The following is a 14354-nucleotide window of genomic DNA, read 5'->3' on the forward strand; positions in this document are numbered from 1 at the left end:
TCGCCGTGCTGGCGCTGCTGGCGGCGAGCGGACGGGCGGCCGGGCCGGCGCCCCCCCCCCCCCCCCACGGCGGCGCACGGACGCCGGCGATGGGACGAGAGGCGTCGTGCGCGGGTGCCCGTCCCTCGGACCGGCACCGGACCGCCGTCGCGTCACTGCGGAGTGGCGACTCCGCCCGTCGTGCGGGCCGCGGACGTCCGCGGCCCCGGCGGCGGCCGACAGTGAATCTAGCTCCCGTCGCCGCTCAAAACGCCTCGTTGAGGCAGGAATTGGCGTCACCCATACGGCGGTCCCGGGGTGGCCGTCAAAGGGCCGTCAAACCGAGCCGATGTGCCATCAGGGAGGCGTCAAGACGTGCCGGAGGTGGCCGGATCCGGTCGCAGACTGATCGGCAACGGGGGACGGGCGACCGTCCGTGGCGTGACGTTGGAGGGACCGTGGCTCTCACGGCCAAAGCGGCGCAGGGTCCCAGGACCGAGGGGGAGACACCGCCACAGGAAGCGACGGCCGCACCGGCCGGCGCAGGCCCCGGACCACAGGGACGCGGGGTTTCGCGTGCCGGGCGTCCCGGTCCGGGGCCGCGCCTGCGCCGGCAGGCCGGGGCCGCGCGGGCCGCTCTGCGCAGCCGCTTCTGGGCCACCGTGCCCGCGCGGCTGCGTCTCCTGCGCGCGGCCACGGTCCTGCTCGCCGTCGCCGTGGCGGTGCTGCTCACCGTGGCCGGGCTGGCCGCGAACGGCACCTGGGACAGCGTGGCCGACCGCGACGCGCCGCGCACGACCAGCGCCGCGGACCTCGACCTCGCCCTCAACGACATGGACGCCCAGGCCGCCAACATCCTGCTGTCCGGTGGAGATGGGGGCAGAGGCCGTCTGCAGACCCCGTACACGAAGGCGGTCGGCTTCTACCGCGACGCCCGCCGCGAGATCGGCCACGACCTGCGCACCCTCGCCGTCGCGGCCCAGGGCGACCGGTCCGACGAGAGGACCGTGGAGCACCTCACCGACGACTTCGCCGAGTACCAGGAGCTGATCGGCCGTGCCCTGGAGAACGACGGGCACCGGGGCGGCAGGCCCGCCGCCCTCGCCGACCACCGCCGGGCCACCGACCTGCTGCGCGCTCAACTCCTGCCCGCCGCAACCACCTTGGTCTCCTCGAACGACGCGGCCTTCGAGGCCGAGTACTCCTCCGCCCGCTCCGCCCTGGCCGCCCAGCTCTACGCCGTCCTCGCCCTCGGTGTGCTGCTGCTGGCCGCGCTCGGCGTCCTGCAGTGGTACCTGGCCCGCAGCTTCCGGCGCATCCTCAACCCCGGTGTCCTGGCCGCCACCGTCTGCACCCTCCTCGCGGTGATCCTCGGAACGCAGATGCTGTCCGCCACCGCCGGTCACCTGCGCGTGGCCCGCCACGACGCCTTCGACTCCGTCGTCGCGCTCTCCCGCGCCCGGGCGATCGCCCACGACGCCAACGCCGACGAGAGCCGCTACCTGCTGGACCCGCAGCGCCGCGAGCAGTACGGGGAATCGTTCCTCACCAAGTCGCAAGCGCTGTACGGCATCGACGGCGCGACCCTCGCCACGTACGACGACCGGCTGGCCACCACCTGGCAGGCGTACGAGAGCGACCACCACGACCTCCGGTTCACCGGCGAGTTCCGGCGGGAGCTGGACAACATCACCTTCCCCGGGGAGCGTGCGGCGGCGGAGAAGACCGTGCGGACGTACGCCGTCTACGAGCGCGACGACCGGAAGATGCGGGCGCTGCTCGCCGCCGGGAAGGAGAAGGAGGCGACCGAGTTCTGCATGGGCTGGGAGCCGGGCACCTCCAACGCGCACTTCGGGGCGTGGATGGGGGCGCTGGACGAGGTGGCCGGTATCAACCGGGCGCACTTCGAGGCGTCGGTCCGGCTCGGCCGGTCGGCGGTCGGCGATCTGCTGCCCTGGGCCGCGGGGCTGTTGCCGGCGGCGGTGGTGCTGATCGGGCTGGGGCTGCGGCCGCGGTTGGCCGAGTACCGCTGAGTGCATTGCCGGAGGGACCGTGGTCGAGCTGCGGGCCGGTGGGGGCTGGTCGCGCAGTTCCCCGCGCCCCTTTCGGGGCGCTGCACCTGCCGTCCCTTTCGGGGGGCTGCACCTGCCGTCCCTTTCGGGGGGCTGCACCTGCCGTCCCTTTCGGGGGGCTGCACCCTTCGGCCTTTGGGGTGTGCCGGCCCTCACGCGTCTGTCAGGCGGGCCTCCTCCAGGTCGAGGGAGCGTTGCAGGCGGCGGCGGGTCGTGTCGCTGATGCGGTGGTCGTCGTAGAGGCGATGGAGTTCCGCGGTTTCCACGGCGATCAGGTCGCGGCGCAGCTGACGGTAGACCAGGTCGGCGGACTCGGTCGCGGCGGCCGTGCCGCTGCTCTCGGCGAGGCGGTCGCGGGCGTCGTCCAGGCGGGCGGTCAGACCGCGCCGCAGCCGGTCCACGACCACGTCCGGCACCGCCTCCAGCTCCGCGAGTTCCTCCAGCCGGGCGAGTCCGGCGTGCGCGAGCCGGGAGCGGGCCTCGACCTCCTCGCGTTCGGTGTGGGCGGGCTCCAGGGCGATGCCGGAGCGGCGCACGACCGGGGCCAGGGTGAAGCCCTGGACGACGAGGGTGACCACGACGACGGATGTGGTCAGGACGAGGACCAGGGGCCGGTCCGCCAGGGGGGCGCCGTTCCTGGTGATCTCGGGGATGGACAGCGCGGCGGCCAGCGGCATCACCCCGCGCGTGCCCGCCCAGGTCAGCACCACCGGCACTCGCCAGTTCATCCGGCCGATCCCGCCCCTGCGCTGCACGACCGCCGACAGCGGCGCGATCCACAGCAGCCGTACGGCGATGACCGTGGCGGCGACGGCGAGGGCGTACAGCGGCCAGGCCCGGTCGCCGTCGGCCAGTGCCCGTACCTCCGCGGGCAGCGCCAGCCCTATGAGCGAGAAGACCACGCTCTCCAGGAGGAAGACGACGGTGCCGTAGACGGCGTGCAGCTGGAGCCTTATGCGGGCGTTGGTGAGCCGGTCGCCGCGTCCGCCGAGGACCACTCCGGCCACCACGCACGACGTCACCCCGGAGGTGTGCGCGGCCTCCGCCAGAAGATAGGCGGCATACGGGGTGACCAGCGCTATCACTGTTTCCAGGACCGGTTCCTCGGTGCGCCGGCGGATCAGCGTCACCACCCCGGCCACCGCGGCCCCGATCACCGTGCCGCCCCCGGCGAGCAGCAGGAACTGGCCGCCGGCCGCGCCCCAGTTCGCCGCCGCCGAGGCGACCGCGATGCCCGCCGCCACCCGGACCAGCACCAGCGAGGTCGCGTCGTTGAACAGGCTCTCCGCCTGGACGAGCACCTGCACCTTGGGCGGCAGGGCGAGCCTGCGGCCGAGCGCGGTCACGGCGACCGGGTCGGTGCTGGCCAGGATCGCGCCCAGCACGAACGCCATCTGCCAGGACAGCGGGGTCACCCAGGCCGCCACCGCGGCGACGGCCGCCGCCGAGGCCAGGACCAGCCCTATGGCGAGGATGCCGACCGGTTTCCACACCGCGCGCAGTTCCCGCCAGGGCATGTCCTCGGCGCTGGCGTACAGCAGCGGCGGCAGCACCACGAGCCCGATGACCTCGGGGCTGATCTCGATCTGGGGGGTGCCCGGCAGCAGCGCCACCGCCAGACCGGCGACGACCAGCAGCGAAGGGGCGGGAATGCGCCACCGGCGGGCGAAGGTGGCCACCACGGTGGCCAGAACGACCAGCGCGAGTACCGTGCCGACGCTGCGCATGCCGTCTCCCTGGACCTGAGAAGGAGCCACCCTGGCTCCCCGCCGACCAGACTTCCCGGCACACCGCCTTCACCCTATCGGCCCAGGTCACGTCAAGACAGTGTCAATGTCCTCCCGGCCGGCGCCAAGGAACCGCTAACGGCGGCACCGGCCGGCCCGCCGGGACGCTTCCTTGGGGAGAGTCCCCTTCCCGTACAGGGGAGTTGATCCAGTGAGCGGAGCGCATCGGCGGCGATGAGTGACGTACGGCCCGGACGGCTGAAGGTCTACCTCGGGGCGGCCCCCGGGGTCGGCAAGACCTATCGGATGCTCGACGAGGGGCGGCGCCGTGCCGCACGCGGCGCGGACGTGGTGGTGGGCTTCGTGGAGTGCCACGGGCGGCCCGGCACGGAGGCGATGACCGACGGCCTGGAGGTCGTCCCCCGCGCCCGCTGCGTCTACCGCGGCGGTGCCTTCGAGGAGATGGACCTGGGCGCGGTGCTGGACCGCCGTCCCGAGGTCGCGATCGTCGACGAGTTCGCGCACAGCAACGTCCCCGGCGACAGCCGCAACCCCAAGCGCTGGCAGGACATCGAGGAACTCCTGGCCGCCGGCATCGACGTCATCACGGCGCTGAACATCCAGCACCTGGAGTCCCTCAACGACGTCGTGGAGAAGATCACGCACGTCCCGCAGCACGAGAAGGTCCCCGACGAGCAGGTCCGGCGGGCCTGGCAGATCGAGTTGGTGGACATGCCGCCCGAGGGGCTGCGCCGCCGGATGGCGCACGGCAACATCTACGCCCCCGAGAAGATCGACGCGGCCCTCGCCAACTACTTCCGCCCCGGCAACCTGACCGCCCTGCGCCAGCTGGCGCTGCTGTGGGTGGCCGACCGGGTCGACGAGGCGCTGCAGGAGTACCGCTCGCAGCACGGCATCGGCAGGGTGTGGGAGACCCGGGAGCGGGTCGTCGTCGCGCTGACCGGCGGCCCGGAGGGGGACACGCTGGTGCGGCGGGCCGCCCGGATCGCCGACCGGTCCGCGGGCGGCGATCTGCTGGCCGTGCACGTGGCCCGCAGCGACGGTCTGGCGGGCGGCGTCTCGGCCGCCTCCCTCACCCGGCAGCGCAGGCTCGCGGAGGACCTCGGCGGCAGCTACCACTCGGTCGTCGGCGACGACGTGGCCACCACCCTGGTGGAGTTCGCCCGCGCGGAGAACGCCACCCAGCTGGTCCTCGGCACCAGTCGCCGCGGCCGGCTCTCGCGCTTCCTGACCGGGCCCGGCACGGGGGAGACCGTGACCGAGCTGTCCGGCGACATCGACGTGCACCGCGTCACCCACGAGCGGGCCGGACGCGGCACCCTGCTGCCGTCGCGGCGCCGCACCCTGTCCACGGCCCGGCTGATCGCCGGCCCGGTGGCCGGGCTGGTGCTGCCCGTGCTGCTGACGGTCGTCCTCGCCCGGGTGCGGGGCACGCTCGACCTCACCAGCGAGGCCCTGCTGTTCCTGCTGGCCGTCGTGGGCGTGGCCTGCATAGGCGGGGTCGCCTCGGCGGTGATCGCGTCGGTGACGGCCTCGCTGCTGCTGAACTACTGGTTCATACCGCCGGTCGGCGCGTTCACGCTGAACGATCCCAACGCGCTGCTCGCGCTCGCCGTCTTCGCGGTCGTCGCAGCCACAGTGGCCGGGGTCGTGGACCGCTCGCTGAGGCTGTCCAGACGCTCGGCCCGCGCCACCGCGGAGGCCGAGACCATGTCGTCCCTGGCCGGCACCATCGTGCGCGGTGAGGCGACGATCCCCGCGCTGCTCGAGCGGACGCGGGAGACCTTCGGCATGGAGTCGGCGGAGCTGGCGGACGAGCCGCCGGACGCCGACGGCACGACCTTCGTGCCCGCCGGTCCCGGCGCCTGCCTCGTGCTGCGCGGCCGCACGCTGTCGTCGTCCGAGCGGCGGGTCCTCGCCGCGTTCGCCGCGCACGTCGGCTCCGCGGTGGAGCGGGCCCGGCTGGCCGAGGCGGCGGCCGAGGTGGAACCCGTGAAGGCCGCCGACCGGATGCGCACGGCGCTGCTGCGGGCCGTCGGCCACGACCTGCGCACCCCGCTGGCGGCGGGCTGGGCCGCGGTCACCTCGCTGCGCAGCCGTGACGTCGAGTTCTCCCCGGAGGACCGTGAGGAACTGCTGGCCACCGCCGACGAGTCCATGGCCAAGCTCAACCGGCTGGTGGAGAACCTCCTCGACCTCAGCCGTCTGGAGGCGGGCGTCCTGCCCCTGAACCTGCGCCCGACCTCCCTGGAGGAGGTCCTGCCCATGGCGCTGGCGGACGTCCCCGGGGTCGAGGTGGCGGACACGGAGGAGATCCCGCCGGTGCTGGCCGACCCGCCGCTGCTGGAGCGGGTGATAGCCAACCTCGTCGGCAACGCCGCCCGGCACACCCCGCCCGGGCGGAAGGTGCTGGTCAGCGCCAGTGCCCTGGCGGGCCGGGTGGAACTGCGGGTGATCGACCGGGGCCCGGGGCTGCCCCGGGAAGGCCGGGACCGTCTCTTCGAGCCGTTCCAGCGGCTCGGCGACACCGACAACACCACCGGCCTCGGCCTCGGCCTCGCCCTCGCCCGGGGGCTGACCGAGGCGATGAACGGCACCATCGCGCCCGAGGACACCCCGGGCGGCGGGCTGACCATGGTCGTCTCGCTGCCCTTCGCCGGGCGGTCCATGGGCGCCGAACCGACCACGCAGAGCCTCGGAGGTGCGTGATGCCCACGATGACCGGCACCCGCAGGCTCCGGCGGCTGCACCGCCCGCACGGGGCGCGCGGCACGGTACGTCCCTGTCCGCCGCGCGGCTGGTGACGGCGGGGCGGGCAGGGACGTTCTCAGCGCCGGCCGGCGGGACCGAGGAAGGGCCGGGCGGGCTACTCCAGACCGGACGCCTTGAACACGGCTCGTGCCGTCTCGCGGTCCACGCGGGCGGAGAGGCGGTGCAGTGCGGTCTGCCCGCACAGCAGCAGCCCGCCGGCCTCCGCCTTGCGGACGCTCTCGTCCAGGAGGTGCCACAGCTGGGGATTGTGCACCAGGGTCTCGGGGTCCACCTCGACCCGCGCGCCGAACGCGTCCCGCAGCAGGAGCCGTTGGGAGACGCCGTCCAGGCACCGGACGGAGACCAGCAGATCGGTTCGGACCCGGTGTTCGCGCAGCAGCCGCCGCGAGGCCAGCCAGTTCCGGCCGGCCGAGACCCGGGCGGGAAAGAGCACGAGGAACAGCAGGAGGGAGAGGGCGAGCCACAGCAGGACGCGCCAGAGCGCGATCCGGCCGGAGCCCCAGTCGACGAGCAGCAGCAGGACGAGCAGGATGCCGGCGCACCGGACGGCTTCCCTGACGTCCCTCGCCCAGCGGCGGTCGTGCACCGCATCCGCGGATGTCTCTGCGCGAGCGCCGGCCGGTGGCCTGCGCGTGTTGTCGCGGCGTCCCATTCCCGAGAATGTAGAGACGCGCACGAGCAAACCGGCGCATTTTGATGCGCCTCTGATGTCTTTCGGGTGAATCTTGGCGCAGGTCATGCGGTGGTCCCGCGGTCCGCTGCCCTCGATGGATCCACAAACCGTCAAGAACCCGTCAAGGTCGGCCATGTGAGCGCGAAGAAGCCGCAAGGAATGCTCGGACGCGGCTGGAAACGGTCAGAACCTGGGTGCACCGCGCACACTTCGGGCTTTGTGCGCGGCTCTTGACGAAGGAGCACGTACCCATGACCGTCCTGACCACCGAACCGGACGCCGTCCCCGCCGGCGAGGAGCCGCCCGATACCGGCGAACGCCACCGGCTCACCGCCGTCACGGGACTCGCGGCACTCTCCCTGGACGCGATGGCGTCGGTGGCGTACGGCCCCGAGGCGATCGTCCTCGTGCTGGCGGCCGCGGGTGCGCACGGGCTCGGCTTCACCCTCCCCGTGACCCTGGCCATCGCCGGCCTGCTCGCGGTGCTGGTGGCCTCCTACCGGCAGGTGATAGCGGCCTTCCCGGACGGCGGTGGCTCCTACGCCGTCGCGAAGACGCATCTGGGGGCGCGCACCAGCCTGGTGGCGGCCGCCTCGCTGGTGCTGGACTACGTGCTCAACGTGGCGGTCGCGGTGACAGCAGGCGTGGCGGCCCTGACCTCCGCCTTCCCCGCCCTCTACGGCGACCGGCTGTGGCTGTGCCTGGCGGTGCTCGTCCTGATCACGGGCATCAACCTGCGCGGGATCGTGGAGTCCGCGAAGGCGTTCATCGTGCCGACCGTCGTCTTCGTCGGGGCCGTCTTCGTCCTCATCGTGGCCGGTCTGTTCCGCTCCCACCCGGCGAGCACGGTGACCGCCCACGGCCATGCGTCGGTGGTCGCGGACAACGCCACGACGGTGGGCGTCCTGCTCCTGCTGAAGGCCTTCGCCTCCGGATGCTCCGCCCTGACCGGCGTCGAGGCCATAGCCAACGCAGTCCCCTCCTTCCGCCGTCCGCGCGCCCAGCGCGCCCAGCGCGCGGAGGTCGCCCTCGGCGCCGTCCTCGGCCTGATGCTCGTCGGCCTGTCGGTGCTGATCTCCCGGTTCCACCTCCAGCCGGTCGAGGGCGTCACCGTCCTCGCCCAGCTCGCGGACGCCTCGCTCGGCCACAACTGGGCCTTCTACGTCATCCAGTTCGCGACGATGATCCTGCTGGCGCTGTCCGCGAACACCTCCTTCGGCGGCCTGCCGGTACTGCTCAAGCTCCTCGCCCGCGACAACTACCTGCCGCACGTCTTCGCCCTGAAGGCCGACCGGCAGGTCCACCGCCACGGTGTCCTGGCGCTGGCCGTGATCGCGGCCGCGCTGCTCGTCTTCTCGGGCGGCGACACCAACACCCTGGTGCCGCTGTTCGCGATCGGTGTGTTCGGCGGCTTCACCATCGCGCAGGTGGGCATGGTCCGGCACTGGCGCCTGGAGCGCAGCCGGGGCTGGCGCGGCAAGGCGCTGCTCAACGGCTTCGGCGCGCTGCTCACCGGTGTCTCGACCGTCGTCGTCACCGCGAGCAAGTTCGCCGAGGGCGCCTGGCTGATCGTGGTGGCGCTGCCCGTGCTGGTCGCCGCGTTCCTCGCCGTGCACCGCGCCTACGCCCGGATCGGCGAGCGGCTCGGACTCGGCCGCATCCCCGAGACCCCGCACCGCGACCGCTCGCTGGTGATCGTCCCCGTCTCGACCCTGTCCCGGCTCACCTCCGAGGCGCTGACCGCGGCCGCCTCGCTCGGTGACGAGGTCCGGGCCGTGACCGTCTGCTACCCGGACCCCGAGGACCGCGCCCAGCTGCACGCCCTGGAGCGCGCCTGGGGCGAGTGGGACCCTGGCGTGCCCCTGGTCCGGCTGTCCTGCGAGCGGCGCAGCCTGGGGCGTCCCATCGCCGCGTACGCCCGTGAGGCGGCCGCCTCGGAGCCGGGCACCCGGGTCACCGTCCTGATCCCGGAGGCCGAGCCGGAGCGGCTGTGGCAGCGGCTGCTGCAGAACCAGCGGGGCGCCGTCGTCGCGCACGCCGTACGCCGCGAGACGGACGCGGTGATCTGCCGGCTCCGCTTCCGGCTGTGACCGCGGTCACCCACCGTCACGGCGCCTTACCCGTCGGTATGGATCAAGAGCCGTAAGAGCCCCGTCAAAGCCGTACGGGCCGCCGTATGAGAGTCGTCAACGGGCGGCCGGATCCGGCCAGCCAGGCGCTTTCCTCTAATCGTCCGATTCACCGAACCTCACTCCAGGAGTTCGCGATGGCCGATCTGGCCTTCGTCGTCACCGTGCTCGCGGGTTTCGCGCTGGTGGCCCTTGTCGCCAAGGGGGTGACGAAGCTGTGACCGCCGAGAACGTCGTCGGCCTGGTCGTGGCCGTCGCCCTGCTGGGCTATCTCGTCCTCGCCCTGATCTTCCCGGAGAGGTTCTGAGACACGTATGGGTCCCGTATCCGCCGGCCTGCTCCAGCTGCTCGCCCTGATAGGCGCACTGGCACTCGTCTACGTCCCCGTCGGCAACTACATGGCCCGGGTCTACTCCTCCGACAAGCACCTGCGCGTCGAGAAGTGGATCTACAAGGGCATCGGCGCCAACCCCGACACCGAGATGACCTGGCCCGCGTACCTGCGCGGTGTCCTCGCCTTCTCCGTCGCCGGCGTCTTCTTCCTCTACCTGCTGCAGCGGCTGCAGGGCGTCCTGCCCGGCTCGATGGGCTTCTCGTCGGTCAACCCGGCGCAGTCGTTCAACACGGCCGTGTCGTTCGTGACCAACACCAACTGGCAGTCGTACTACGGCGAGCAGACCATGGGGCACGTCGTGCAGACCGCCGGTCTGGCCGTGCAGAACTTCGTCTCCGCCGCCGTCGGCATGGCCGTAGCCGTGGCGCTGGTGCGCGGATTCGCGCGCTCGCGCACCGGTGAGCTGGGCAACTTCTGGTCCGACCTGGTCCGCGGCACGCTGCGGATCCTTCTTCCGGGTGCCGCGATCGCCGCGGTGATCCTGGTCGCCTGCGGCGCGATCCAGAACTTCTCCGGGATCCACGAGGTCGGGCAGTTCATGGGCGGCTCGCAGCAGTGGAACGGCGGCGCGGCCGCCTCCCAGGAGGCCATCAAGGAGCTGGGCACCAACGGCGGCGGCTACTTCAACGCCAACTCCGCCCACCCCTTCGAGAACCCCACCCCGTTCACGAACCTCTTCGAGATCTTCCTGATCCTGGTGATCCCGTTCTCGCTGACCCGCACCTTCGGCGTGATGGTCGGCTCGGTGAAGCAGGGTTACGCGATCCTCGCCACGATGTTCACCATCTGGCTGGGCTTCGTCGCCCTGATGATGTGGACCGAGTTCGCCCACCACGGCGCGGCGCTCCAGGCGGCCGGCGGGGCGATGGAGGGCAAGGAGGTCCGCTTCGGGATCGGCGGCTCGTCGATCTTCGCGGTGTCGACCACGCTCACCTCGACCGGTGCGGTGGACTCCTTCCACTCCTCCTTCACCGGACTCGGCGGCGGGATCACCATGCTCAGCATGATGCTGGGCGAGATCGCGCCCGGCGGCACCGGTTCCGGCCTCTACGGCATCCTGATCATGGCCGTGATCGCGGTGTTCATCGCCGGTCTGATGGTCGGGCGCACGCCCGAGTACCTGGGCAAGAAGATCGGCGGCCGCGAGATGAAGCTCGCCGCCTGCTACATCCTCATCACCCCCGCCCTGGTGCTGGTCTTCACGGCCGCCTCCATGGCGCTGCCGACCCCGCCGCACTCGATGCTCAACTCGGGCGCGCACGGATTCTCCGAGGTCCTCTACGCCTTCACCTCGGCCGCGAACAACAACGGCTCGGCCTTCGCCGGCCTGAACGCGAACACCGACTGGTACAACACCATGACCGGTCTCGCGATGCTGCTGGGCCGCTTCCTGCCGATGGTGTTCGTGCTGGCGCTGGCCGGCTCGCTCGCCGGGCAGAAGCCCGTCCCGGTCACGGCCGGCACCCTGCGCACCGAGAAGCCGCTGTTCACCGGCCTGCTGGTCGGCGCGATCCTGATCATCACCGGTCTCACGTACTTCCCGGCCCTGGCGCTGGGCCCGCTCGCCGAGGGGCTGGCGTGATGACCACTCGCACAGAGAACCCAGAGGACTCCATGTCCACAGCCACCCCCACCCGGGCGCCGCACAGGGACGTCCCCACCGGGCACAAGCCCGCCGAGGGCCGTGTCGGAGCGGGCCTCTTCGACCCCAAGGCACTGGTCAAGTCGCTGCCGGACGCGTTCCGCAAGCTCGACCCGCGGGTGATGGTCAAGTCGCCCGTGATGTTCGTGGTGTGGATCGGCTCCGTGCTGACCACGGTGTTCTCCTTCAAGGACCCGGGCGACTGGTTCGGCTGGGCGATCAGCGCCTGGCTGTGGCTGACGGTGATCTTCGCCAACCTGGCGGAGGCGGTCGCCGAGGGCCGCGGCAAGGCCCAGGCCGACACCCTGCGCAAGGCCAAGACCGACACGGTCGCGCGCCGGCTGCTCGCGGACGGCACGTCCGAGGAGCAGGTCCCCGGCACCGCGCTGACCATCGGTGACCTGGTGGTCTGCGAGGCCGGCGACGTGATCCCCGGTGACGGTGACGTCGTCGAGGGCGTCGCCTCGGTGGACGAGTCGGCGATCACCGGTGAGTCGGCCCCCGTCATCCGCGAGTCCGGTGGCGACCGCAGCGCCGTGACCGGTGGTACGAAAGTGCTCTCCGACCGCATCGTCATCAAGATCACGACGAAGCCCGGCGAGACCTTCATCGACCGGATGATCAACCTGGTCGAGGGTGCGGCCCGGCAGAAGACGCCGAACGAGATCGCGCTGAACATCCTGCTCGCCTCGCTGACGATCGTCTTCCTGCTGGCGGTTGCCACGCTGCCGCCGTTCGCCACGTACGCGGGCACGCACCTGACGATGGTCGTGCTGGTCGCCCTGCTGGTCTGCCTGATCCCGACCACCATCGGCGCCCTGCTCTCCGCGATCGGCATCGCGGGCATGGACCGCCTGGTCCAGCGCAACGTGCTGGCCATGTCCGGCAGGGCGGTCGAGGCCGCGGGCGACGTGTCGACCCTGCTGCTCGACAAGACCGGCACCATCACCCTCGGCAACCGCCAGGCCGCCGAGTTCGTGCCGGTCAAGGGCACCACCGAGGCCGAGGTCGCCGACGCCGCCCAGCTCTCCTCGCTCGCGGACGAGACGCCCGAGGGCCGCTCCATCGTCGTCCTGGCGAAGGAGAAGTACGGGCTGCGCGAGCGCCATCAGGGCGAGCTGGCCGGCGCCGAGTGGATCGCCTTCACCGCCCAGACCCGGATGTCGGGTGTGGACGTCGACGGCCGCAAGATCCGCAAGGGCGCCACCGCCTCGGTCATCGCCTGGGTCCAGGAGGAGGGCGGCACCGTCGCCGAGGACGCGGACGCGATGGCCAACCGCATCTCCGAGGCCGGTGGCACCCCGCTGCTCGTCGCCGTCCACGACGAGAGGGGCGCCCGTGTGCTGGGCGTCATCCATCTCAAGGACGTCGTCAAGGAGGGCATGCGGGAGCGGTTCGAGGAACTGCGCCGCATGGGCATCAAGACGGTCATGATCACGGGTGACAACCCGCTGACGGCCAAGGCGATCGCCGAGGAGGCGGGCGTCGACGACTTCCTCGCGGAGGCCACTCCCGAGGACAAGATGGCCCTCATCAAGCGGGAGCAGGCGGGCGGCAAGCTGGTCGCGATGACCGGTGACGGCACCAACGACGCGCCCGCGCTCGCGCAGGCCGACGTCGGCGTGGCGATGAACACCGGTACGTCGGCCGCCAAGGAGGCCGGCAACATGGTCGACCTCGACTCCAACCCGACGAAGCTCATCGAGATCGTCGAGATCGGCAAGCAACTCCTCATCACCCGGGGCGCGTTGACGACGTTCTCCATCGCCAACGACGTCGCGAAGTACTTCGCGATCATCCCGGCGCTGTTCGCGGCGGTCTACCCGGGCCTGGACAAGCTCAACATCATGGACCTGTCCTCGCCCAACTCCGCGATCCTGTCCGCGGTCATCTTCAACGCGCTGATCATCATCGCGCTGGTGCCGCTGTCCCTGAAGGGCGTGCGGTACCGGCCGGTCAGCGCCGACAAGATGCTCCGCCGCAACCTCGGTATCTACGGCATCGGCGGACTGATCGCGCCGTTCATCGGCATCAAGATCATCGACCTGATCATCTCCCTCATCCCCGGAATCGGCTGATCGCCATGAACAACTCCTTCGTGAACACAGCCCGGTTGTTCGGGGCGGGCCTGCGGGCGCTGCTCGTGCTGACCCTGGTCACCGGCGTCATCTACCCGCTGGTCGTCACCGGCATCGCCCAGGCGGCCTTCCACGGCAAGGCGAACGGCTCCGAGATCAAGGCGGACGGCAAGGTCGTCGGCTCGTCCCTGATCGGGCAGCCCTACAACCTGCCGCTGAAGAAGGGCCAGGAGACCCCGGACCCCGACCTCAAGTGGTTCCAGGGCCGCCCGGCAGGCGGGCTCGGTGCCAACAGCATCAACACCCGGTACAAGCTGATCCTTTCGGGCGCGACCAACCTGTCCGCCGACAGCGGTGCGGTCAAGGGGAAGTGCCCCGGCCGGCCCGAGGACGGCACGCTCTGCGCGCAGGTGCTCTCCGCCAAGGAGGCCGTCGTCAAGGACAACTCGGTGCCCGGCTACACCGTCAGGCCCTCGGACGTGCCCGCCGACGCGGTCACCTCCTCGGGCTCCGGCCTGGACCCGGCCATCTCCCCGCAGTACGCGGAACTCCAGGTCCACCGGGTCGCCGCGAAGAACGGCCTGTCCGTCGCCGCGGTGGAGAAGCTGGTCAAGGACCACACCGACGGCCGCACCCTGGGCTTCATCGGCGAGCCGCAGGTGAACGTCCTTGAACTCAACATCGCGCTCAAGGACCTCACGGCCGAGAAGTGACGGCCTTACGCGCATCGCGACGGGAGTCGGGGGGGGGGGGGGGGGGGCGCCCCCCCCCCCCCCCCCCCCCAAAAAAAAAAAAAAAAAAAAAAAAAAAAAAAAAAACAAAAAAAAAACAAGAAAGAACAAAACACCCCCCCCCCCCCACGCCGCC

General features: G+C 71.6%; 10 protein-coding genes. 8 read left to right on the forward strand and 2 right to left on the reverse strand.

The features are described from left to right. The first annotated feature begins 437 nt into the window (after positions 1-437). Positions 438-2012 carry a hypothetical protein gene (locus AB0H32_RS08990; RefSeq protein WP_361116521.1) on the forward strand — a complete coding sequence of 525 codons (1575 nt, stop codon included), beginning with the start codon at positions 438-440 and terminating at the stop codon, positions 2010-2012. A 191-nt stretch (positions 2013-2203) separates the two neighbouring features. Here the strand turns inward: AB0H32_RS08990 and AB0H32_RS08995 are convergent, their stop codons facing one another. Next, the gene (locus AB0H32_RS08995; protein WP_361116523.1) at positions 2204-3778 is read right to left on the reverse strand and encodes a Na+/H+ antiporter; all 1575 of its coding nucleotides are present in this window, start codon (positions 3776-3778) and stop codon (positions 2204-2206) included. Positions 3779-4012: 234 nt separating this feature from the next. On the opposite strand from AB0H32_RS08995, the gene AB0H32_RS09000 reads away from it, so the two are divergent. Further along, complete coding sequence (locus tag AB0H32_RS09000; protein ID WP_361116526.1) at positions 4013-6508, forward strand: ATP-binding protein; 2496 nt, start codon at positions 4013-4015, stop codon at positions 6506-6508. 157 nt (positions 6509-6665) lie between these two features. Here the strand turns inward: AB0H32_RS09000 and AB0H32_RS09005 are convergent, their stop codons facing one another. After that, positions 6666-7223, reverse strand: a complete 558-nt coding sequence (locus AB0H32_RS09005; RefSeq protein WP_361116529.1) for a hypothetical protein — start codon at positions 7221-7223, stop codon at positions 6666-6668. 272 nt (positions 7224-7495) lie between these two features. Here AB0H32_RS09005 and AB0H32_RS09010 point away from each other — a divergent pair, with 272 nt between their 5' ends. From AB0H32_RS09010 to AB0H32_RS09035, 6 genes are all read left to right on the forward strand, one after another. Next, positions 7496-9334 carry an APC family permease gene (locus tag AB0H32_RS09010; protein ID WP_361116532.1) on the forward strand — a complete coding sequence of 613 codons (1839 nt, stop codon included), beginning with the start codon at positions 7496-7498 and terminating at the stop codon, positions 9332-9334. Between the two features lie 86 nt (positions 9335-9420). After that, positions 9421-9594 carry a hypothetical protein gene (locus tag AB0H32_RS09015; RefSeq protein ID WP_361116535.1) on the forward strand — a complete coding sequence of 58 codons (174 nt, stop codon included), beginning with the start codon at positions 9421-9423 and terminating at the stop codon, positions 9592-9594. Further along, positions 9591-9680, forward strand: a complete 90-nt coding sequence (kdpF, locus tag AB0H32_RS09020) for a K(+)-transporting ATPase subunit F (protein ID WP_009326374.1) — start codon at positions 9591-9593, stop codon at positions 9678-9680. Before AB0H32_RS09015 ends, kdpF begins: the two co-directional genes overlap by 4 nt. Positions 9681-9687: 7 nt before the next feature. Beyond that, entirely contained in the window at positions 9688-11349 is a 1662-nt protein-coding gene (kdpA, locus tag AB0H32_RS09025) for a potassium-transporting ATPase subunit KdpA (RefSeq protein WP_361116538.1), read from the forward strand. Next, positions 11349-13487: a potassium-transporting ATPase subunit KdpB gene (kdpB, locus tag AB0H32_RS09030; RefSeq protein WP_361116541.1), complete on the forward strand. Its 2139-nt coding sequence runs from the start codon at positions 11349-11351 to the stop codon at positions 13485-13487. The genes kdpA and kdpB overlap by 1 nt, the downstream gene beginning before the upstream one ends. 5 nt (positions 13488-13492) lie before the next feature. Then, the gene (locus tag AB0H32_RS09035; RefSeq protein WP_361116543.1) at positions 13493-14200 is read left to right on the forward strand and encodes a potassium-transporting ATPase subunit C; all 708 of its coding nucleotides are present in this window, start codon (positions 13493-13495) and stop codon (positions 14198-14200) included. Positions 14201-14354: the final 154 nt, after the last annotated feature.

The sequence above is a fragment of the Streptomyces sp. NPDC020362 genome, assembly GCF_040642095.1.
Taxonomy (GTDB): Bacteria; Actinomycetota; Actinomycetes; order Streptomycetales; family Streptomycetaceae; genus Streptomyces.

Bases quoted from the DNA above. Each gene is read 5' to 3' on its own strand.
- AB0H32_RS08995 (WP_361116523.1), bottom strand. From the start codon at position 3,778: ATGCGCAGCGTCGGCACGGTACTCGCGCTGGTCGTTCTGGCCACCGTG.
- AB0H32_RS09000 (WP_361116526.1), top strand. From the start codon at position 4,013: ATGAGTGACGTACGGCCCGGACGGCTGAAGGTCTACCTCGGGGCGGCC.
- AB0H32_RS09005 (WP_361116529.1), bottom strand. From the start codon at position 7,223: ATGGGACGCCGCGACAACACGCGCAGGCCACCGGCCGGCGCTCGCGCA.
- AB0H32_RS09010 (WP_361116532.1), top strand. From the start codon at position 7,496: ATGACCGTCCTGACCACCGAACCGGACGCCGTCCCCGCCGGCGAGGAG.
- AB0H32_RS09015 (WP_361116535.1), top strand. From the start codon at position 9,421: ATGAGAGTCGTCAACGGGCGGCCGGATCCGGCCAGCCAGGCGCTTTCC.
- kdpA (WP_361116538.1), top strand. From the start codon at position 9,688: ATGGGTCCCGTATCCGCCGGCCTGCTCCAGCTGCTCGCCCTGATAGGC.
- kdpB (WP_361116541.1), top strand. From the start codon at position 11,349: ATGACCACTCGCACAGAGAACCCAGAGGACTCCATGTCCACAGCCACC.
- AB0H32_RS09035 (WP_361116543.1), top strand. From the start codon at position 13,493: ATGAACAACTCCTTCGTGAACACAGCCCGGTTGTTCGGGGCGGGCCTG.